The organism is Neorhizobium sp. T6_25 (genome assembly GCF_002968555.1).
Classification (GTDB): domain Bacteria; phylum Pseudomonadota; class Alphaproteobacteria; order Rhizobiales; family Rhizobiaceae; genus Neorhizobium.
Genome location: NZ_PVBL01000013.1, coordinates 114,293 through 135,219 on the forward strand (window position 1 = coordinate 114,293; position 20,927 = coordinate 135,219).

The 20,927-nt window shown below is 62.6% G+C and carries 20 protein-coding genes; 16 read left to right on the forward strand and 4 right to left on the reverse strand.

The genetic code is table 11. From position 1 onward, the window contains the following. Nucleotides 1–2: 2 nt before the first annotated feature. From C5L10_RS18530 to C5L10_RS18550, 5 genes are all read left to right on the forward strand, one after another. On the forward strand, nt 3–980 hold the full coding sequence (locus C5L10_RS18530) for an NAD(P)/FAD-dependent oxidoreductase (protein WP_105430868.1): 978 nt from the start codon (nt 3–5) through the stop codon (nt 978–980). Nucleotides 981–984: 4 nt separating this feature from the next. Further along, nucleotides 985–1,674, forward strand: a complete 690-nt coding sequence (locus C5L10_RS18535) for a GntR family transcriptional regulator (RefSeq protein ID WP_105430869.1) — start codon at nt 985–987, stop codon at nt 1,672–1,674. A gap of 112 nt (nt 1,675–1,786) precedes the next feature. After that, entirely contained in the window at nt 1,787–2,836 is a 1,050-nt protein-coding gene (locus C5L10_RS18540; protein ID WP_105430870.1) for an ABC transporter substrate-binding protein, read from the forward strand. 96 nt (nt 2,837–2,932) lie between these two features. After that, complete coding sequence (locus C5L10_RS18545; protein WP_105430871.1) at nt 2,933–4,681, forward strand: iron ABC transporter permease; 1,749 nt, start codon at nt 2,933–2,935, stop codon at nt 4,679–4,681. After that, on the forward strand, nt 4,681–5,751 hold the full coding sequence (locus tag C5L10_RS18550) for an ABC transporter ATP-binding protein (protein ID WP_105430872.1): 1,071 nt from the start codon (nt 4,681–4,683) through the stop codon (nt 5,749–5,751). Before C5L10_RS18545 ends, C5L10_RS18550 begins: the two co-directional genes overlap by 1 nt. 14 nt (nt 5,752–5,765) lie before the next feature. On the opposite strand, the gene C5L10_RS18555 is transcribed toward C5L10_RS18550, so the two are convergent. Then, nucleotides 5,766–6,620, reverse strand: a complete 855-nt coding sequence (locus C5L10_RS18555; RefSeq protein ID WP_105430873.1) for an NADPH-dependent oxidoreductase — start codon at nt 6,618–6,620, stop codon at nt 5,766–5,768. A 233-nt stretch (nt 6,621–6,853) separates the two neighbouring features. Here C5L10_RS18555 and C5L10_RS18560 point away from each other — a divergent pair, with 233 nt between their 5' ends. Together C5L10_RS18560 and C5L10_RS18565 are read left to right on the forward strand one after the other, a co-directional pair. After that, a complete protein-coding gene (locus tag C5L10_RS18560; protein ID WP_105430874.1) occupies nt 6,854–8,086 on the forward strand; it encodes a Xaa-Pro peptidase family protein in 1,233 nt (410 codons plus the stop codon). A 109-nt stretch (nt 8,087–8,195) separates the two neighbouring features. Next, the gene (locus tag C5L10_RS18565; protein WP_105430875.1) at nt 8,196–8,669 is read left to right on the forward strand and encodes an Rrf2 family transcriptional regulator; all 474 of its coding nucleotides are present in this window, start codon (nt 8,196–8,198) and stop codon (nt 8,667–8,669) included. A gap of 46 nt (nt 8,670–8,715) precedes the next feature. On the opposite strand, the gene C5L10_RS18570 is transcribed toward C5L10_RS18565, so the two are convergent. Next, a complete protein-coding gene (locus C5L10_RS18570) occupies nt 8,716–9,933 on the reverse strand; it encodes an SfnB family sulfur acquisition oxidoreductase (protein ID WP_105430876.1) in 1,218 nt (405 codons plus the stop codon). Between the two features lie 270 nt (nt 9,934–10,203). On the opposite strand from C5L10_RS18570, the gene C5L10_RS18575 reads away from it, so the two are divergent. Continuing rightward, the gene (locus C5L10_RS18575; protein WP_105430877.1) at nt 10,204–11,523 is read left to right on the forward strand and encodes an LLM class flavin-dependent oxidoreductase; all 1,320 of its coding nucleotides are present in this window, start codon (nt 10,204–10,206) and stop codon (nt 11,521–11,523) included. Between the two features lie 97 nt (nt 11,524–11,620). Continuing rightward, nucleotides 11,621–11,881 carry a hypothetical protein gene (locus tag C5L10_RS18580; protein WP_172717073.1) on the forward strand — a complete coding sequence of 87 codons (261 nt, stop codon included), beginning with the start codon at nt 11,621–11,623 and terminating at the stop codon, nt 11,879–11,881. Nucleotides 11,882–11,982: 101 nt separating this feature from the next. On the opposite strand, the gene C5L10_RS18585 is transcribed toward C5L10_RS18580, so the two are convergent. Both C5L10_RS18585 and C5L10_RS18590 read right to left on the reverse strand, forming a co-directional pair. Next, complete coding sequence (locus C5L10_RS18585; protein ID WP_105430879.1) at nt 11,983–12,642, reverse strand: peroxiredoxin; 660 nt, start codon at nt 12,640–12,642, stop codon at nt 11,983–11,985. 320 nt (nt 12,643–12,962) lie between these two features. Beyond that, nucleotides 12,963–13,721, reverse strand: coding sequence for an IclR family transcriptional regulator (locus C5L10_RS18590; RefSeq protein WP_245448038.1), 759 nt, complete (start codon nt 13,719–13,721; stop codon nt 12,963–12,965). Between the two features lie 110 nt (nt 13,722–13,831). On the opposite strand from C5L10_RS18590, the gene C5L10_RS18595 reads away from it, so the two are divergent. The 7 genes from C5L10_RS18595 to C5L10_RS18625 are packed head-to-tail and all read left to right on the forward strand — an operon-like array spanning nt 13,832 to nt 20,906. Further along, nucleotides 13,832–14,767 carry a polysaccharide deacetylase gene (locus C5L10_RS18595; protein WP_105430881.1) on the forward strand — a complete coding sequence of 312 codons (936 nt, stop codon included), beginning with the start codon at nt 13,832–13,834 and terminating at the stop codon, nt 14,765–14,767. A gap of 42 nt (nt 14,768–14,809) precedes the next feature. Then, the gene (locus C5L10_RS18600) at nt 14,810–16,303 is read left to right on the forward strand and encodes an ABC transporter substrate-binding protein (RefSeq protein WP_105430882.1); all 1,494 of its coding nucleotides are present in this window, start codon (nt 14,810–14,812) and stop codon (nt 16,301–16,303) included. Nucleotides 16,304–16,321: 18 nt separating this feature from the next. Beyond that, on the forward strand, nt 16,322–17,242 hold the full coding sequence (locus C5L10_RS18605; RefSeq protein ID WP_105430883.1) for an ABC transporter permease: 921 nt from the start codon (nt 16,322–16,324) through the stop codon (nt 17,240–17,242). 10 nt (nt 17,243–17,252) lie between these two features. Then, complete coding sequence (locus tag C5L10_RS18610) at nt 17,253–18,116, forward strand: ABC transporter permease (RefSeq protein ID WP_105430884.1); 864 nt, start codon at nt 17,253–17,255, stop codon at nt 18,114–18,116. Between the two features lie 28 nt (nt 18,117–18,144). Then, on the forward strand, nt 18,145–18,927 hold the full coding sequence (locus C5L10_RS18615; protein WP_105430885.1) for an SDR family NAD(P)-dependent oxidoreductase: 783 nt from the start codon (nt 18,145–18,147) through the stop codon (nt 18,925–18,927). Between the two features lie 9 nt (nt 18,928–18,936). Then, a complete protein-coding gene (locus tag C5L10_RS18620) occupies nt 18,937–19,932 on the forward strand; it encodes an ABC transporter ATP-binding protein (RefSeq protein WP_105430927.1) in 996 nt (331 codons plus the stop codon). Beyond that, on the forward strand, nt 19,929–20,906 hold the full coding sequence (locus tag C5L10_RS18625; RefSeq protein ID WP_105430886.1) for an ABC transporter ATP-binding protein: 978 nt from the start codon (nt 19,929–19,931) through the stop codon (nt 20,904–20,906). The genes C5L10_RS18620 and C5L10_RS18625 overlap by 4 nt, the downstream gene beginning before the upstream one ends. Nucleotides 20,907–20,927 lie beyond the last annotated feature (21 nt).

A 20,927-nucleotide genomic window follows, 5' to 3' on the forward strand; every position in this document is an offset into this window, starting at 1 on the left:
CGATGAGGGCCAACGACTATGACATCGTGGTGATCGGCGCAGGCGTGGCGGGGCTCAATGCCGCCATCGCCGCTGCCCGCCACGGTGCGCGCACGATGATCGTCGACATGCTCGGCGCCGGCGGCCAGGTGATCAATGTCGATCGCATCGACAATTTTCCGGGGCCTGCCGAAGGCATGTCCGGTTTCGAACTCGGCCCGATGCTGCAGATCCAAGCAGACGAGGCAGGCGTCGAATTCGCGCTTGATATGATCGAGACAGTTTCGAAGACGGATACCGGCTTCCGCATCGCCGGCGCCGATCTCGATCTGACGGCAGGCGCAGTCATCATCGCCGCCGGCTCGGCCAAGCGCACGCTCGGCATTCCGGGCGAGGCGGAATTCGAAGGCCGCGGCGTTTCTCATTGCGCTTCCTGCGACGGACCGCTGATGCGCGGCAAGCAAGTCTGCATCATCGGCGGCGGGGACTCAGCGCTCGACGAGGCTTTGGCGCTCGTTCCGCATGCCGCCCGCATCACGGTCATTCATCGGGGCTCGCGCCTGCGTGCCAGCGCCGCTTTGCAGGCGAAAGCCAGCGAAGCCTCCAATATCGAAGTCAGGCCGAACACGATCGTCACGGCGATCCGCGGTGACGGCGGCGTCAGCGCCATAACCGTCCGCGATCTGTCGACCGGCACAGACAGCGATCTCCCCTGTCACGGCGTCTTCGTTTATGTCGGGCTCGAACCCAATACCGCAGTCCTCGGCGAGCTGGTCACGCTCTCGGCGGATGGCCGGATCGTTGTCGATCTCGACATGCAGACCTCGGTTCGGGGAATTTTCGCGGCCGGCGACATCCGTACGCGCTCGGTTGCGCATCTGGCAGCCTCCGCCGGCGACGGCGTGACGGCCGCGATTTCCGCCGTGCGCTATCTCGCACAACAGGACGACGAAACCCAACAGGCGGAGCCGCGTTTTGCGGCAGCCACGTCGGCAGGATAGGCCCATGAACGTGCAGCTCAAAGGCAAGCAGGGCAAACCGAGTGTTCGCGACGCGATCGAGCAGGATATCGTCACCGGCTTCTATTCCCCCGGCGACCGGCTTGACGAGGCAGGGCTTGCTGCCCGCCATCAGGTGTCGCGCACGCCGGTGCGCGAGGCGCTGATCCAGCTCAGCACCATGGGCCTCGTCAAGATGGTGCCCAATCGCGGCGCCTTCGTCACCCAGCTGACGATCACCGAGCTTGTCGAAATGTTCGAGGTGATGGGTGAACTGGAGGCGATGTGCGCCCGGCTTGCCGCCCGCCGCATCCGCCCGGAACAGCTGAAACTGCTAGAAGGGGCGCAGGCAGCCTGCGCCACCGCCCAGCAGGCCGGCAATTCGGACGATTATTATTACGCCAATGCGGAATTCCACCGGCTGATCTACGAGGCGAGCGGCAACGGGTTCCTCGCCGAGAACGCCCATGCGCTGCAGCGGCGGCTGAAGCCCTATCGGCGCCTGCAACTGCGGGTCCCCGGGCGCGTCAACAGTTCGCTGTCCGAGCACGAGGAGGTGCTTGCAGCGATCCGAGACCGAGACGACGCCCGCGCCCGTGATGCGATGCGCAACCACGTCGTCATCCAGGGCGAATATTTCAGCGACTTCCTGGCGCTGATGCGCCCGGTGGAACGCCAGCTGATCCCCGGCGAATGATGGAGGAACATCGCCACCGGGATCGAGCGGGACGGAACCAACGCATGAATTTTTAAGCTCGGGAGCGTCGAGCTTATATCCGGCGCGAGCCGGATCAAAGGGAGGAAAGATCATGAAGCATGCCATTACCTATGTGGCCGGCCTGGTTCCGGCACTCTTGCTGGCGGCCGGTCTTGCCGGCGCGGCTGAAATGACGGCCAGCGAAAAGCAGCTCTACGACGCCGCCAAGAAGGAAGGTTCGGTGACCTGGTACGTCTCGCAGACGACCACCGAGTTCGCCGACGGCATGTGCGGCCTGTTCAAGAAGAAATATGCCGGCGTCGAGTGCAACGTCGTGCGCGCCTCCGGCCAGGTCATCTTCCAGCGCCTCGTGCAGGAGCTGCAAGCCAAGGCCGTCCAAGGCGACCTGATGTCGACCAATGACGACGGCCAGATGGCGCAGTTGAAGGAACAGGGCGCGCTTGCCCAGTTCGCCCCGGAAAACCTCAAGGACATGGTGCCAGAGCTTCGGTCGCTCGCCGACAAGGAAAATTACTGGATCACGTCGGGCGTCTCGCCTCTTGTCATCGCCTACAACACCAAACTGGTGACCGAGGCGGAAGCGCCGAAGAACTGGACGGATCTTGCCGATCCGAAGTGGAAGGGCCAGGTCGCCATCGGCCATCCGAGCTTTTCCGGCAGCGTCGGGCTCTGGACGGTGCTGATGAACGATCTCTACGGCTGGGACTTCTTCAAGAATATCGAGAAGAACAAGCCGCAGATCGGCCGCTCCGTGGCCGACGGTCATAACCTCGTCGCCTCGGGTGAACGCAAGGTGGCGCTGGCGCCGCTGCCGCTGATCCTGTCGGACTCGATCCTCAAAAAGGTGCCGATCGGTGTCGTCTATCCGACCGACGGTGCGCTGCTGCCGCCTTCGGCAACGGCCATTTTGAAAGACGCACCGCATCCGAATGCCGCAAGACTGTTCGAGAACTTCCTGCTCGGGCCGGAGATCGCGGAATACTTCGCCAAGGATTACCGTTACCCGCTTCGGGCCGGCGTGCCGCTGGCGGAGGGGATGCGTCCGCTCAGCAGCTACAAGACGAAGTCAATTGCGACGGCCGACGGCATCAAGAAGCTGCCCGAGGTCCAGGAAAAGTTCCGCGACACGTTCGGGATCTGAACCACTACGGGAGGCCGGCATCTGACGACCTCCGCCCATCACGCCCGGCGGCGTGACCTGTTTCCGACGCCTCCAGTGACAAAGCGAGCGCCGATCATGACGAGTGTTTCCCATCCCGCGGCCACCACCTGGTCGGATGAAAAGCCGGTGAAGGTGCGTGTGCCCTGGCACCAGCGGCTGCAGCCGGCCAATCTGCTCTGGCTATTCCTGGCCGGCATCCTGGTCGTGCTGATCGTGGCGCCGATGTGGACGCTCGTCGTCTCCAGCTTCACCGACGCCAAGACCGGCGGCTGGACGCTGCACAACTATGTCGAGGCCTATGGAAAGGAACGGCACATCACCGCGCTCACCAATACGCTGAAGATGGGCGCCGTGGTCGTGGTGCTGAAACTTGCCTTCGGGATGCCGCTTGCCTGGGCCTGCACCCGCACCGACATGCCGGGCCGCAATTTCGTGCGCTACAGCGTGTTCGGCGCCTTCATCATGCCGCCCTATCTCGCCGGCGTCGGCTGGATCCTGCTCGCCGGCCCCAATACCGGCTGGATCAACCGCGTCTGGCACAGCCTTTCAGGCTCGACCGAGCCGCTGGTCAACATCTTCTCCTTCGGCGGACTGGTGCTCGTCACGGCGATCGGCGGCTTCTTCCTCGTCTTCGTGCTGGTGAGCTCGGCCTTCGAGATGATCAATTCCGAGATGGAGGATGCCGCCAACATCCTCGGCGCCGGGCCGTTCAAGACGGCGATGAAGGTGACGTTCCCACTGGTCATGCCGGCAATCATCGGCGCAGCTCTTCTCTCCTTCCTCGGCGCAATCGCGCTCTACGGTGTGCCGGCGCTGATCTCGATCCCGGCGCGCTATCCGGTCGTGGTGATCCAGCTCACGGAATTCTTCTCCTTCCCGCTGCGGATCCAGGTGGCGGCCGCCTATTCGATCCCGCTGCTGCTGATCACCGCCGCGATGCTCGGGCTGCAGAAGCTGATCCTGCGCCGCAAGGGTTACGTGTCGGTCAGCGGCAAGGGCGGCGAGCGCCGTATCGTCAAGCTCGGCAGGTGGCGCTGGGTGCTGTTTGCCTATTGCTTCTGTGTGGTGGCGCTCTCGGTGCTGATGCCGCTGTTCGTGCTGCTTCTCGCCGCCTTTTCCGACTCCTGGACCACGGGCTTCTCGTTCAGCAACCTGACACTTGCCAATTTCCACTATGTGCTCTTTGAACATTCGAGTTCACAAAAGGCGCTGGTCGGCAGCATCGGTCTCGGCATCGTAGCGGCGACGGTCGCGATCACGCTGGCGCTGTTCATCGCCTATATCGTCCAGCGCAGGTTGATCCCGTTCTCGGGCCTGCTCGCCTTCTTGGCGGTCTCGCCCTATGTCGTGCCCGGCATCGTGCTCGCCATCGGCTTTTATGCGGCTTACGCCCTGCCGCCGATCGCGCTTTATGGCACCTATACGATCATGGCGCTCGCCTTCATCACCCGTTTCCTGCCGATCGCCTTCACCACCAGCTCGGCCGGCGTGCGCAGCATTCATCCGGAAATGGAGGAAGCGGTGCGCATTCTCGGCGGCGGGCGGGTGACGGCGCTCCGGCATGTGGTGGGACCGCTCTTGAAGCGCACGCTGGCCGGCGGATGGCTGCTGATCTTCGTGCCGGCCGCACAGGAACTCTCGACCGCGATCTTCCTGGTCGGTCCCACCACGCGCGTGGTTTCCGTCGTGCTGCTCGATCTCAGCGAGGAAGGCGAGCTCGAAAAGCTCGCGGCGCTGGGCTCTCTGTTATTGATCATCATTGTCGCAGTCGTCGCCCTCGGGATGAAATATCTCGGCCGCGACTTCATGTTGAGGAGAAGCTAATGGACGGACTTGTCCTCAGGAAACTCGGTCGCCGTTTCGGTGCGGTCGATGCGGTTCTCGATTTCGACCTGCATATCAAGCCCGGCGAATTCGTTTCGCTGCTCGGTCCTTCCGGCTGCGGCAAGACGACGACGCTTCGGATGATCGCCGGCTTCATCGACCCGACCTCCGGTTCGATCGAGCTCGACGGCAAGATCCTCTCGGCGCCTTCCGGCTCCGTGCCACCGGAAAAGCGCGGCATGTCGATGATCTTCCAGTCCTATGCGATCTGGCCGAACATGACCGTCTCGCAGAACGTCGCCTTCGGCCTCAACCTGCGGAAATTGCCCTCCGAGGCGGTCAGGAAACGCGTCGGCGCTGTGCTGGAAACCGTGCGGATGAGCCATCTCGCCGACCGCTATCCGGCCGAACTCTCGGGCGGCCAGCAGCAGCGTGTGGCGCTCGCCCGCGCCGTCGTCATCCGCCCGGCCGTGCTTCTACTCGACGAGCCGCTTTCCAATCTGGACGCAAACCTGCGCGAAGAAATGCGCTTCGAGATCAAGCGCATGCATGACGAGTTCAAGATCACTTCGGTCTACGTTACCCACGACCAGGGCGAGGCGATGGTGACCTCCGACCGCATTGCGGTGATGAACAATGGTCGCCTCGAACAGATCGACACGCCTTATGCGCTCTACAGCCGGCCGAAGACGCGATTCGTGGCGAGCTTCATCGGCCGCACCAATTTCCTCTCGGGCAATTGCGGCAACCAGATGATCGACTTTGCCGGATTCAGCGTGCCGCTTGCCCTGATCGGTGAGGAAGTGAAGGGCGCCGGCCCGGTCACCGTCTCGATCCGGCCGCAGGCGATGAAGCTTTCGGCGACGGAGGCGCCCAGGGATAAGGCCATCAATCTGGAGGGCTTGGTTCGGCAGTCCGCATTCCTCGGCGAGACCTGGGACTACGTCTTCCAGCCGAAGGACAGTGGGCTGCAGTTCCGCGTCGCTGCGCCGCCGGCCGATGTCTTCCAGGTCGGGGCTCCGGCCTGGCTTCAGATCGATCCAGCCCAGATCGTCCCGATCGTGGATTGAGGCTGCCTCGCCCGCTATTTCACTTTGAAACCCATCCGTCGCACCACATCGAGGAGCACGTGCCGGCCTTTCAAGGCCGGTGCGTCGGCAATGCGGCTTGCAACGACGCTGGTCCAGCCGCGCACCGCCATGCCCTGACCGGTCTGAAAGGACCGCATCGTGTCATCGTAAGTGGAGAGGTCCGCTTCCGGCGGCGCTGCCTGATATTGCTCGCGATGAAGCACGACCGATTGCGGCAGGCGCGGCTTGACCTCCGTCTCGACCGCCGGGTCCGGATATCCGACCGTCATGCCGAACACCGCGAAGGCCTCCGGCGGCAGGCCGAGCAGTTCGCCCACTTCGGCGGGATGGTTGCGAATACCACCGATATAGCAGGTGCCGAAACCGAGCGATTCAAGCGCGACCAGCGCATTCTGGGCGGCCAGCGTCGCGTCGATCGTCGACAGCAGGAAGCTTTCGAGATAGTCGAGGCCTTCTCCGGTCCTGCCCTGTTTTGCGGTGATTTTCCTCAACCGCGAGAGATCGGCGATCCAGACCAGGAAGAGCGGCGCGGAGATGATCTGCGGATTGGGCGAGGCGAGTTCGGCAAGCTTTTTCCGCCGCTCGGGGTCCTCGACCGCGACGACGCTCCAAGCCTGCAGGCTGGAGGAGGTCGGCGCCGACTGGGCCGCCGCGACGATCAGCTGCAGCACGCTTTCAGGCACCGGTTTCGGCAGGTAGGTGCGAACGGAGCGGTGCGAAAGGATCGCCTCGAGCGCCGTGTTCCATTCCGCCGTCGAGGCCGGCTGGTCCGATCCATAACGCCGGCGCAGAAGATCGACCGTCATGGGCGCCGTTTCAGGGGCGGAGGCGAAGCGGGAAACGGACATCGAAAACTCCTTGGAACAGGAAAGGGATCAGGACGGCCGTTTTCAGCCATTGTATACCGGCGCGAAGAATATCTCAGTCGCTTTCAGCCGGAAGGGTGGCGGAGGGTGATTTTTGGCACGGGCGGGAAATGCTCTTCGCCGCCATGGCGGCAATCAGGAATTTTGTTCCGACCGCTGGCGATTTGGCCGGAGGCCGGCTAAGGCCTTGAGAAAATACGGATCTGGAGAATACGATGAGTGATATCGACCGCCGCCACGCAGAGCGCCTGATGGGGCAAGCCGGGCTCGACGCCCTGGTATTATTCCAGCCCGGAGCCTTTCGGTATGCGGTGGGCGCGCCGGCCGGTGTCGCGACCATGTGGGGCAGGGCGGGTGCGGCGATTGCGTTGGTGCCGGCCGATGCCTCCATGGAGCTCGCCGCGATCGCCAGCGACCACGCCGCCGGCTCGATCCGCAAGGCTGCGCCAGACGTAGACCTGCGCACCCATCGCGTCTGGATCGACATGCACGATCTGACGGGCGCCGAGAGCGTCGAGCAGATCAACGAGGCCTGTCGCCGGCTCGGGTCTTTCCGACCCCGGCCGGAAACGTTCGATCGGTCCGCCTGTTTCGGTCTGCTCGGCGATCTGCTGAACGAGCGTGGCCTTGATCGGGCACGGATCGGCGCCGACCTGGAATTCATCCCGGCCGCCGATTTCGAGGCCCTGAAACTGGCTTTGCCGACGGTAACCTGGACTGATGGCTCGGACGTGCTGCGCCGCCTGCGGGCCGTCAAGACGCCGCGCGAGATCGAGCGGCTGCGTCGTGCCGCCAAGGCTGCGGAAGCCGGGCTCACCCGCATGGCGGCGGCGGTGAAACCGGGCGCCCGGCTCACCGACCTCTCCTGCGCCTGGAAGGCGGGCGCCCAGGAGGCCGCGGCGGAAGGCGGCTTCCGGCTGAGCGGCCACTGGGACTTCATCTCGATCGGCGCCGATCTTTCGGACATGTCGGCGGTCGTGACGCCGGGCGCGCTGATCAAGGCCGATGTCGGAACGCTGGTCGACGGCTATTCCTCGGACGGCGCACGCACCTTCACCCATGGCCTTGCATCGCCATTGTCGCGCGAAATCTTCAAGGCACTGGAAAACGCTTTCGCAGTCGGGCTCGATGAACTTCGTCCCGGCAATACGTTCGGCGCTGTGCATGCGGCCATGCTCGCCTCGATGCGCAAGGACGGCTTTGCAGAATATGATCGCGGCCATTTCGGCCATTCGGTCGGTGGCAGCGTCGGGATCGAGGAATGGCCGTTCTTCTCCGCCGGCAATCAGGAGATCATCCAGCCGAACATGGTGGTGGCGCTGGAGACGCCATTCTACGGGCAGGGCATCGGCGCGCTGATGATCGAGGATCAGTTCCTGATCACCGAAACGGGAGCCCAATGCATGAACAGGCTGCCGCGGACATTGCGCGATCTTTCGGCAGAATAGGGCAGACGAGCAAACCGACGTTGAACCTTTGGCGCCGGTCCTGTATCGGTGTCACACCGTCGGCGATCTCGCCGGGAAAGACACCAGTTAGGCGGAATTTCGATCCTCGATGCTTACGAAAAAGGGAAAATACGGGCTCAAGGCGCTTGTCCACCTTGCGCAGCTTGAACCCGGCAAGACCGCCTTCGTCAGCGACATCGCCCAACAGAACAATATTTCCAAGAAATTCCTCGATGCGATCCTGCTGGAACTGCGCAAGGGCGGCATGCTGCGCTCAAAAAAGGGACCCGGCGGTGGTTATGCGCTGTCCAAGCCCGCGTCGCAAATCTATGTCGGCCAGGCCGTCCGCATCCTCGATGGTCCGCTCGCCCCCATCCGCTGCGCCAGCAAGACGGCGTTCGAGCCTTGCGACGATTGCGACCATCCGGAAGATTGCCAGATCCGCCACTCGATGACGGAAGTGCGCGATGCGATCGCCTCGGTACTCGACAACATGACGCTGGAGCAGATGGTTGCCAAGCGCTCGAGCGGCCTTCTCGACGACGCCCAGACAAGCAGCAATAGCCAGACAAGCAGCAAATAGATCGCGTGCAGCGGCCGCAAGCTGATGCACACCCGGCGACAGGGTTTCAGAACTGTCCGTTCGGCCGCGGCACGTTTCCGTTCAGGTGAAAATCGCCGATCGCGTGATGTTTCCAGCGCACCGGATCATGGACCGTATGGGTGCGGGCGTTGCGCCAATGGCGGTCGAGATTGAGGTCTTCCTTGGTCGCGGAAGTTCCGGCAAGTTCGAACAGGCCGTTGGTCGCGTCGAGCGCGGCTTCCGTCGTCAGGATCTTTGCGGCAGCGACGCTGAGCGATGCCTCGATCGCCGTCTCGGATGACGGGTTGATCTGGGCGACATCGACCTTGCGACCGGCTCGCTCGAGAACCGCGCTTGCCGCCTCCAGTTTCACGGCGATCGAACCGGTCCGCGCGATGGTCAGAGGGTCGGCGCTCGCGGTCTCGACGCCGACATTGCGGATGCCCCGGGATTTGCTGCGCACGAAGCCGATCATGTCGGCAAAAGCGGCACGCGCGATCCCAAGGTCGACGGCGGCGTGCAGCATCTGGCCGAGCGATCCGAGCGGCGCATGCCGCTCGAAGCTCCGATAATAGCTGATGACCGAATCCGGCGAAACGTAGACGTTATCGATCACGACGGTGCCGCTTGCGGTGGTTCGTTGACCGAACCCATCCCAGTCGTCGACGATCGACAGCCCTTCCGCGTCGCGCGGGACGATCGCCATCACCACGCGCCCCTCGGGATCGAGACCGAAGACCGCCACCCAATCGGCAAACAGCGCGCCGGTCGAATAATATTTGCGGCCGGTGATGCGATAGCCGAGCCCGTCGGCCACCAGCCGGGTTTCGATGTCGCCGGCCGCCTTGGTTCCGGACTCGGCAAGGGCATTGCCGAAATGTTCTCCGGCCAGCGCCCGCGCGAAGAAATATTTCTTCTGCTCCTCGCTGCCGGAAAGGCGCAGGGCTTCGAGAATGGAAAAATGGTTCTGCGGGATCTGCCCCACCGATGCATCGGCCTCGGACAGAATGGCGATCACCTCCGCCAGGAAGGCGTTGGAAATATCGGCGCCGCCATATTCGGCGGGCACGGTGATGCCGAGCAATCCCGACCGGGCGACCAGTTCCATCTCGTCATGCGGCAAAAGCCGCTCCCGGTCGCGCAGACTCGAACCTTCGGCGATGCGCGCCGAAAGCCCCGTCGCCACCTCGATCGCCTGGTCCTCTGTCGCCAGATATGGAGCCACTGCTCTGATCTTTCCTGCCAAATGGAAAACCCTGCTCATTTGCGCCTCCCGGATCAAGTCCGTCATTGAGCCACGTCACGGAGGCCGAGAGAAGGAATAAAGCTTCAATTGCGCGCCTCGAACGACGTGAATTTTCTCTTTTGGCGGCCGCACCGAGCGATTTACGGGTCGTTACGCCAAGTTGAGCGGAAGGAGAGAGAATTTCTCCGGGGCGGCGGGATCAGCGCAACAACTTTCCTTAGCGCGCCGGACAGGAATGCCTAGTTTAAGCAACCGAGCCCGTTTCTCCTTTCAGCAGAGCGTTGTCCCATGGCAAGATCACTACACCTTACCGCCTTCATGCGCCCCGTCAGCCTGCATACCGGTGCCTGGCGTTATCCCGGCGCCTATGCGGATGCCAATTTCAATTTCCGGCATATCAAGTCCTTCATACAGAAGCTGGAGGCCGCCAAGTTCGACGCGTTCTTCATGGCCGATCACCTGGCGGTGCTGAACATGCCGGTCGAAGCGCTGAAGCGCAGTCACACGGTGACGTCGTTCGAGCCGTTCACGCTGCTGTCGGCGCTTGCCGCGGTCACCGAGAAGATCGGCCTTGCGGCGACCGCCTCGACAACCTTCGACGAGCCCTATCATGTGGCCCGCCGGTTCGCCTCGCTCGACCATATCAGCAACGGCCGCGCCGCATGGAACATCGTCACCACGTCCAATCCGGATTCCGCCCGCAATTTCGGTCTCGACGAGCACGTGGAGCACGGCGAGCGCTACAAGCGGGCGCGCGAGTTCTATGACGTCGTCACCGGGTTGTGGGACAGTTTTGCGGACGATGCCTTCATCCGCGATCAGCAGAGCGGCATTTTCTTCGATCCGGAAAAGATGCACGTGCTCGATCATAAGGGTGACGAACTCAGCGTACGCGGGCCGCTCAACATTGCCCGCCCGGTACAGGGCTGGCCAGTGATCGTGCAGGCGGGGCAGTCGGAACCCGGGCGCCAGCTGGCGGCCGAGACCGCCGAACTGGTCTTCTGTTCGCCGCGCGATCTCGCCGCCTCCAGGGCGCTCTATGCGGACATCAAGGGCCGTTTGGTCGCCGCAGGACGCAACCGCGACCATCTGAAGATCCTGCCGGCCGCCTTCATCGTCGTCGGCGATACGGTGGAAGAGGCCAAGGCGAAGCGGGCGGCGCTCGACGGCCTGGTGCATTACGATAGCGCCATCGCTTCGCTGTCGATCGCCCTCGGCCACGATGCGTCCGGCCTCGATCCGGACGGTCCGTTGCCGGACATTCCGGAAACCAATGCCAGCAAGTCCGGCCGCGCCCAGGTCCTCAAACTTGCCGAGCAGGAAAAACTGACGGTGCGCCAGCTTGCCCAGCGTTACGGGGGTTATTCCGGCCTCGCCTTCGTCGGCACGCCGCAAACCATCGCCGACGAGATGCAGGCTTGGCTTTCGGAAGAGGCAAGCGACGGATTTACAGTCGTTTTCCCTTACTTGCCCCAGGGTCTGGACGACGTGACGCAAAGGGTCATTCCGGAACTGCAGCGCCGCGGCATCTTCCGTGCCGACTACGAGGGATCGACGCTTCGCGAGCATCTCGGCCTGCCACGGCCGGCCAACCGCTTTTTTGCCTGAGGGAATGCTACGGAAAGCGGGCAGGGATGGCTATTTCTCCGATTGCAACATTTTGGACATAACAGTTTCAAATGTGTCGAGGAATTAGTATAGTGTTTTGATAGACTACATTGACCGAAACGCTATTGGGCCTGAAAGTGTGAACGTATTAGGCTCAACCAACTGGAGGCTGACGATGATCGCTTGTGGCTTATCCCTGTTTGGATTTGATCTGTTCGGGCTGGCCCGGCGCGCGCCGGCCAAGGCGGGTGCGGACAGCAATGAACGCAAGACGTTCGAAAAGGATCGTGAGGAACTTCGCGATCCTGATCGCGAACATTCGGAAAGCTTCTTCTGGGGCATGTATCCCGTCTATTGAGGCCGGCCTTCCGGCACGGTGCGGTTATCCGGAAGACCCAAAAAGGCCGGCGAAGCGATCCGCTCCGCCGGCCTTTTATGTTCGAACAAGACGAGCCGATATCAGGCCGCGGGCTGCTTGGTCTTGCGCAGATAGGGCAAGACCGTATCGAACGAACCGAAGCGGGTGATCGCATCCTCGTTGGAAACGGCGGCGGTGATGATCACATCCTCACCCTGCTTCCAGTTGGCCGGCGTCGCGACTTGGTGCTTGGCAGTGAGCTGGATCGAGTCGATCGCCCGCAGGATTTCGTTGAAGTTGCGGCCGGTGGTCATCGGATAGGTGAGGATCAGCTTGATCTTCTTGTCCGGGCCGATCACGTAGACCGAGCGCACCGTCGCGTTGTCTGCAGGCGTGCGGCCCTCCGAACTTTCGCCGGCTGCGGCCGGCAGCATGTCGTAGAGCTTGGCGACCTTGAGGTCGCGGTCGCCGATCAGCGGATATTCCACGTCGAAACCGGTCGCCGTCTTAATGTCGTCCTTCCACTTGCCGTGGCTTTCGACCGGATCGACGGAGATGCCAATGATCTTGACGCCGCGCTTTTTGAATTCGCCCTCAAGGCCGGCCATGGCGCCGAGCTCGGTTGTGCAGACCGGCGTGAAGTTCTTCGGATGGGAAAACAGCACGGCCCAGCCGGCGCCGATCCAGTCGTGGAAATGGATCGTGCCCTGGGTGGTCTCGGCGGTGAAATCCGGTGCTATGTCGTTGATACGAAGGCTCATGTTTCAGCTCCCTTGAATTGTTGGTTCTGCAGCGATCGGGACTTCAACGCCGGCCCGATCAAGCGGCCGCTTGGGTCGCCCGTCAGTTATAGAGTATTTCGCGGATACCTGCCTGCTCTTCCGGCGGCCCCTTGCCCACGGCGGGCCAAAAGCAAGGAGCGACCAATTGAAAACTCCGGCTACGTGTCATCAGGAAGGATATAGCCGCTTCAAGATTGCAGGCCGACGCAGATTGTTCCAAAATGCCGGCAGGAAAGAGTGTAGCTTTCCAAATCATGCCGCAGCTGCATCGGTTCCATCACCCGTGTCAGGAATGAGCCTCATCGGCGGTATCCAAGTGCCCGGCTGATATCGTCGGCTGCACTGCGGACCATCAGCAGAAAGCCCTCGCGCTGCTCGTTGTAACGCACGGTCGGAACCCCGAGATTGAGGGCCGCGACGACCGCGCCGTTGCCGTCGAAGATCGGCGCGGCAATGCCGGTCGAGCCGGTGACGAATTCCTGGTCGTTCAGCGCATAGCCGTCCCGACGGACCTTTACCAGGATCTCGCGGATGCGTTCGATATCGGTCACCGTATAGCGGGTATAGGAGAGGAGCTGGACGCGGGAGAGATAGTGTTCCAGCGCCTCTTTCGGCGTGAAGGCGAGCAGCACACGGCCTGTCGCGGTGCAATAGGCGGCGATTGCCGCGTCGAGGTTGACGTCGTAACGCACTCGATGGCGGCTGACGCATTTCGCCAGCCGCCTAATGTCGCAATGGGCGTTAATCGTCGCCAGCAGGATGGTCTCGCCGGACTCGTCGCGCAGCTTTTCCATGAACGGTTTTGCCACCACGACCAGCGGCTCTTCATGGCGCCGGAACGGAAAACCATGCCGGTTCGCCTCGACTAGCATATAGCGGCCGGCATCGTCCTGGACCACATGACCGCGGGCAGCCAGCGTCTGGACGAGGCCGTGCGCGCTGCTTTTCGGGAAAGAAAGATCGCGCACGATCTGGGCCAGCGGAACCGCCTCCCGGCGGGAAGCCATATATTCCAGGAGATCGAGAATCCGGGCGGCGCTTTTGATTTCGGAGTTCATATATGTGAACGAAACCCCCATTGATGGTTATCGGATCGGCTCATAACAATTTTGCCTAGAAAGCAGCCACTCCCATTTTCGAATGTCGCGCTGATAGGATGAACGATCTCATGAATGCGCCGAATAAGCAAAATGATGTCTCCGAACCCTGGACCTGGCCGGATAATGTCTGGCAGCAGAAGGTTCAGAAGGTACGCGCGGGGCGTTCACTCAAGCCGGCGAAATGGAAGAACGGCGCACGCATGGCAGTCGCATTGTCCTTCGATTCCGATCACGAGACGATGGAACTGCGCAATGGCGGCACCTCCTTCGGCACGATGAGCCGCGGCCAATACGGCGCTCGCGCCGGTATGCCACGTATCCTGCGGCTTCTTGAGAGATACTCCTTGCCGGCCTCCTTCTTCATGCCGGCGGTCTCGGCGATGATCAATGCGGACGAAGTGAAGACCGTCGTCTCATCCGGCCACGAGCTCGGCATCCATAGCTGGATCCACGAATTCAATTCCCGTCTCGACGAGGTGACCGAACGCGACCTGGCGCTGCGCGCCTCGGATACGCTCGAACGCCTGTCCGGCATCCGTCCGGTCGGCATGCGCACGGCGTCCTGGGATTTCAGTCCCTATACGCTGAAGATCGCCCGTGAGATGGGTCTGCTCTACGATTCGTCGCTGATGGCCGACGAGGAGCCCTACGAACTACTGGAGGACGGCGAACCGACCGGCGTGGTCGAGATCCCCGTCGAGTGGATCCGCGATGACGCACCTTACGTGGCGATGGACCGGATGACCGGCGCGCGACCTTATGGCGGCCCCGCCATGGTTTTCGACATCTTCGCCCGCGAACTCGAAGTCGCCTGGGAAGAGGGTGGGCTGTTCCAGCTCACCATGCACCCGCATCACATCGGGCACCGATCACGCATTTTTATTCTGGAGGAGATCATCCGGCTCGCCAGGTCGAAGGGCGACGTCTGGTTCTGCACCCATGCGGAACTGGCGCGCTATTGCGCCGACGAGGCCGGGCTCAAGACCGGCGCGAAGGCGGCGTAAACTGTTCTTGAATACAGCAGCAACAACAATGAGGGTAAGGGAATGTCTGCCAAATTCGCATCCATAGCCGCCATGCTACTGGCGCTCACCGCGTCGACTGCGCTTGCGCAAACCAAGGATACGCTGACCATCGACTTGCCGAATGATGCGGCCACGCTCGATCCGCATCTGCAGTGGAACACCGACAGTTATTCGATCTACCGCAATATCTTCGACAATCTGCTGACGCGCGATGTCAAGGGCGAGATCGTCCCGCAGATCGCCAAGTCCTGGAAATATCTCGACGACAAGACGATCGAATTTCAGATCCGCGACGACGTGACCTTCCAGGACGGCTCGACGCTGAGCGCCGAAGACGTCGCCTTCTCGATCAACCGCATCATCGACCCGAAGCTGAAGAGCCCGCAGCTTTCGCAGTTCGACCAGATCACCAAGGCCGAGGCGGTGAGCCCGACCGTGGTCAAGATGACCACCAAGTCACCCTATCCGGCGCTGCTCGCCCAGCTCGTCAAACTGTCGATCGTGCCGAAGGCCTATGTCGAAAGGGTCGGCGACCAGGAATTCAACCTGAAGCCCCTCGGCTCCGGCCCCTATAAGATGGCAAAGTGGCAGAAGGGCGTGCAGACCGAGCTCGAGGCCTATTCTAGCTACTGGCGCGCCAAGCCGCCGTTCCAGAAGGTGGTCTTCCGCACCGTTCCGGACGTCTCGACCCGTATCGCCGATCTGAAGACCGGCAAGGCCGACCTCGTCCGCGACGTGCCGCCGGATCAGGCCGAAAGCATCAAGAGCGACAGCAATTCGCAGGTCCTGTCGGTTCCGACCGAGCGCATCGGCTATCTCTTCATCAACGCCCAGGGCGGAGTCACCAAGGACGTCCGCGTCCGCCAGGCAATCGCCTATGCGATCGACCGCCAGGCGCTAGTCGAGGCGCTGCTCGAAGGATACGGCAAGCCGGTCGAAGTCCTCGGCGCCGAGCCCGTCTTCGGTTACACCGACAAGATCAAGGGCTACGAATACAACCTCGACAAGGCGAAGGAGCTTGTGAAGGCCGCCGGGGCGGAGGGTGCGACCGTCGAATTCCTGACCTCACCCGCCTATAGCCGCGCCACCGTCGAAGCCATTCAACAGATGGTCAACGAAGCCGGCCTCAAGGTGGAGATCTCGTCCAGCGACCAGGCGACCTTCCTGAAGCGCCGCCAGGGCGATCCCGCCAATGCCGGCGGGCTTGCCTTCGGCGCCTGGTCCTGCGCCTGCCAGGATGTGGACGGCGTGATCTTCCCGCTGTTCCGCACCGGCAGCATCTGGGCCAAGTATTCCAACCCGAAGTTCGATGAAACTGTAGACAAGGCGCGCGTCATCCTCGACCAGAAGGAGCGTCTGAAACTCTACGAACAGGCCTACCAGGTCCTGAAGGACGACGTTCCGGGCATGGGCCTTTATCAGGCCTATGCGCTCTACGGAGCCGCCAAAAAGCTGAACTGGCAGCCGACCGCCAATGAAGCCATGTTCGTCATGGACATGAGCTGGCAGCAGTAAAAGACAGGTAACAGGATCATGTTGAGATACGCCGTCGAGCGTTTGATACAGGCGATCATTGCGATCTTCGGCGTTCTCACCATCGTCTTCGTCGTCATGCATCTCTCGGGCGACCCGACCCTGCTGCTGGTGCCGCAGGACGCATCGGCCGAGATGATCGCCCAACTGCGCAGCCAGCTCGGTTTCGACCGGCCGATCTGGGTGCAATATCTGGAATATCTGGGCGGTCTTGCGCATTTCGACTTCGGCATTTCCGTCGTTCAGCGGGTGCCGGCATTCGATATCGTCGTTTCGCGTGTGCCCTATACGGCGATGCTCGCCGCTGGCGCGCTGGCGGTGGCGATCGGCATGGGCATCCCGGCCGGCATCGTCATGGCGACCAGGCGCGGCGGTTGGCTCGAAAGGCTTCTGACGGCGATCGTCGTCACCGGCCAGAGCGTGCCGACCTTCCTGTCGGGCATCGTGCTGATCTTCCTTTTCGGCGTGACGCTGCGCTGGCTGCCGACGTCCGGTTCCAGCGACTTCGCCTCGCTGGTCATGCCGTCGCTGGCGCTTGGGGCGATCTCGATGTCGACATTCGCCCGCATGACCCGCATCTCGATCATCGACGAGCTCGGCAAGGACTATGTGCGGGCGGGGCGCGCGCGCGGCCTGTCGCTCGGCTCCGTGGTCATCCGTCACGTGCTGCGCAATGCCGCGATCCCGGTCATCACCATCGCGGCGCTCGAAATCGGCAACCTGCTCGCCGGCGCCGTCATCGTCGAGACGGTATTCGCCTGGCCCGGCATCGGCCAGCTTGCCATCCAATCCATCCAGTCGCGCGACTTCCTGGTCGTCCAGGTGATCGTACTGCTGATCTCATTTGTTTATGTGCTGACCAGCGTGATCGCGGATTTCGTCTACGCGCTCGTCGATCCGCGCATCCGTCTGGTTCGATAAGGAGAAGGCTTTGAGCACCGCCGTCCTCGCCCTTCGCCAGCGCCTTCGCCGGGTCCCTCTCTCGGTCATCGTCGTATCGATCATCTTCCTGGTGATCGTGCTGCTGGCGATCTTCGCGCCGTGGGTGGCGCCAGCCGATCCCAACCGGCAGAACCTGCTCGGCCGCCTGAAACCGCCGGGTTTCGAGATGCGCGGCATCACCTACTGGCTCGGTACCGACGACCTCGGCCGCGACCTGCTGTCACGCACGCTTTACGGTGCTGGCGTCTCGCTGTCGGTCGCGGTGCTGTCCGTGGTCGTCTCGTCGCTGGTCGGCGTCACGCTCGGCATGATCGCCGGCTGGTTCCGCGGCAAAATCGAGATCCTCATCATGCGCCTCGTCGACATCATGATGTCTATCCCAGCAATCCTGCTGGCGGTGCTCACCGTCGCGGTGCTCGGTCCGGGCTTCCTGAAACTGGTCCTGGTGCTCGGCCTTACCCGCTGGCCGCGTTACACTCGCGTAGCCTACGCCCAGACGCTGCAGGTGGCGAACCTGCCCTTCATCAAGGCTTCCGAACTTGCGGGCGCCGGGGCGGCGCGCATTCTTTTCCATCACATCCTGCCAAATATCGCCGGCCCGGTGCTGATCGTCGCCACCGCCGAATTCGGGCTGATGATCCTGATGGAAGCCGGCCTTTCCTTCCTCGGCCTCGGCATCCAGCCGCCGGCATCGAGCTGGGGCTCGATCATGAGCGTCGGCCGTCAATATCTCGAGCGGGCCTGGTGGATCGTCGCCTTTCCGGGCCTCTGTCTCTTCCTGCTCGTCTTTTCCGTCAACGTGCTTGGCGACTGGTTGCGAGACCAGCTCGACCCGCGTTCCCGTACCCGTTGAGTCTTTTGGCGCGTTGAGGTTTTAAGTCATGGAATTCGAAAACAAGACCATCGTCATCACCGGCGCCGCCGGGATTTTCGGCCGCTGGATCGCCGCCTATTTCGCCGCGCAAGGCGCCACGCTCTGCCTCAGCGACGTCCGCATGAACGGGCTGGAAAAGGCGGTTTCCGAGCTTGGGCTCGACCGCTCCAACGTGCTGCTGCATGCGACCGAACTGACCAGCGACGCCTCCATGCTCGACCTCGTCGACCTCGTGAAACGCGAATGGAAGGCACCGGACATCCTGGTCAACAATGCCGGCATCTATACTCGTTTCGGCTTGCTGGAAATGGAATTCTCCGACTGGGACCGCGTCTTCGGCGTCAACCTGCGCGCACCCTTCGTGCTATCACGCGAATTCGCCAAGCTGATGATTGCGGAAGGCAAGGCCGGCTCGATCGTCAACATCTCCTCGGGCGCGGCCCGCAAGATGAACCAGAATTCCGTGCCCTATTGCACCTCGAAGACGGCTGTCGAACGCCTGTCCAAAGGTTTCGCCATGGAGCTCGCCGAATACGGTATCCGCGTCAACGTCGTCGAGCCGGGCTTTGCGCCGGGCAGCGAGGTGAGCGAGCTTTCCGACGAATATGTCAGCAACATGCTGAAGAACATTCCGCTCGGTCGTGCCAGCGGCCCGGAGGATGCGCCGGGCGCCATCGCCTATCTCTGCTCGGACAAGGCCGCCTTCATCACCGGCGCCGTCATCAGCGTCGATGGAGGCAATTCGATCGGCAATTACAAGCGCCCGGAACGGGCGACGACGGCAGGCTGAGGAGAGATGATGGACGACGCCGCCAATCCGCTGCTTTCCGTCGACAGGCTGACCATCGATATCGGTGGCGCCAACGTCGTCGACAACATCTCCTTCACCGTCGCGCCCGGCAAGGTCATGGCGCTGGTGGGCGAGTCCGGCTGCGGCAAGTCGCTGAGCTCCTATGCCATGCTCGGTCTCCTGCCGCCGGCCGCCAGACGCACGGCGGGCCGGATCATGCTCGAAAACACCGACCTTGCGGCCCTCTCGGAACGGCAGTTGCGCAAGGCGCGCGGAAAAGACATCTCGATCATCTTCCAGGAACCAAGCGCCTCGCTCGACCCGCTGACGACGGTCGGCTCACAGATTGCCGAGGCCTATCGGGTCCACCATGGAGTCTCTAAAGCGGAAGCCTATGAGAAGGCGCGGCGGATGCTGGTCGATGTCGGCATTCCCGACCCGACCCGGCGGCTGGACCAATATCCGTTCGAGCTGTCAGGCGGCATGTGCCAGCGCATCATGATCTCGATCGCGCTGATCTGCGGCCCGCGCGTCCTGGTCGCCGACGAACCGACCACGGCGCTCGACGTGACCATCCAGGCGCAGATTCTCGACCTGATGAAGAAGCTGGTCGCCGACCGCGGCACTGCGATCGTGCTGATCACCCACGACATGGGCGTGGTCGCCGACATCGCCGACGACGTGGCGGTCATGTATGCCGGCCGCATCGCCGAAATCGCACCGGTGTATGATCTCTTCCGGCAGCCGAAACACCCCTACACGGCCCTGCTGCTTGCCAGCGTTCCCAAGCTCGATGATGCGCCCAAGGCGGACCTCGCGACCATCGAGGGGACGGTACCGACGCCGAACGAATTCGGCGTCGGTTGCCGTTTCGTCGAGCGCTGTCCGCTCGCGACCGACAAGTGTCGCACCGAACAGCCGCCGCTCTTCGACTGCGGCGGAGGCCATCGCTCGGCCTGCTGGCATATCGACCGCATGGCGGAGATCCGCGAGGTGGCGGCATGAGCGAACAACAGAACGTACTCGAAATCCGCGACGTCGCGGTGCATTTCGGCGGCCGCGGCGGATTGCTCGGTAAGTCAGGCCCGGTGGTCAAGGCCGTCAACGGCGTCGATCTCGATATCGCCCGCGGCGAGACCGTGGCGCTGGTGGGCGAATCCGGTTGCGGCAAGTCGACGCTTTCCAACACCATCGTCGGCCTGCAGGCTCCGATTTCGGGAAGTGTGCGCATCAGCGGTGACGAAGTGGTCGGCGCCAGTCGCCGCGAGCTTAACGACATCCGTCGCAAGGTGCAGATGATTTTTCAGGATCCGGCGCTGTCTCTCGACCCGCGTTCGACCGTCGGCGCCACGATCGGCGAACCGCTGATCGTGCGCGGCGTCGCCAGGGGCAAGGCGCTGAAGGAGCGTGTCGCGACGCTGCTGCAGCAGGTGGGCTTGCGGCCCGAACATGCGGACCGTTATCCGCACCAGTTTTCCGGCGGCCAGCGCCAGCGTGTGGTGATCGCAAGAGCATTGGCGCTGGAGCCGGATCTCCTGATCTGCGACGAGCCGGTCTCGGCGCTGGACGTTTCTGTTCGTGCCCAGATTCTCAACCTGCTGGTCGCGCTGCAGAAGCGCACCGGTGTTTCCTATCTTTTCGTCAGCCACGACCTCGGCGTGGTCCGGCATATCTGCGACCGGGTCGTGGTCATGTATCTCGGCCGTTTCGTCGAGACGGCCGACCGCGACACCTTCTTCGCCAATCCGAAACATCCCTATACCAAGGCGCTGATGTCGGCCGTTCCGGAAGCCGATCCGCAAGTGCAGCGTGCCAAGCAGCGGTTTATCCTCGTCGGCGAACTGCCAAGTCCTTCGAACATTCCGTCCGGCTGTGCATTCCACACGCGCTGCCCGCTGGCGACCGAAATCTGCTCGAAAGAGCGGCCGGAACTGACGCCGCGTGCCGATGGCGCGCGCGTCGCTTGTCACCACGCCTAAGAGCCATGACGCATAAGAGAC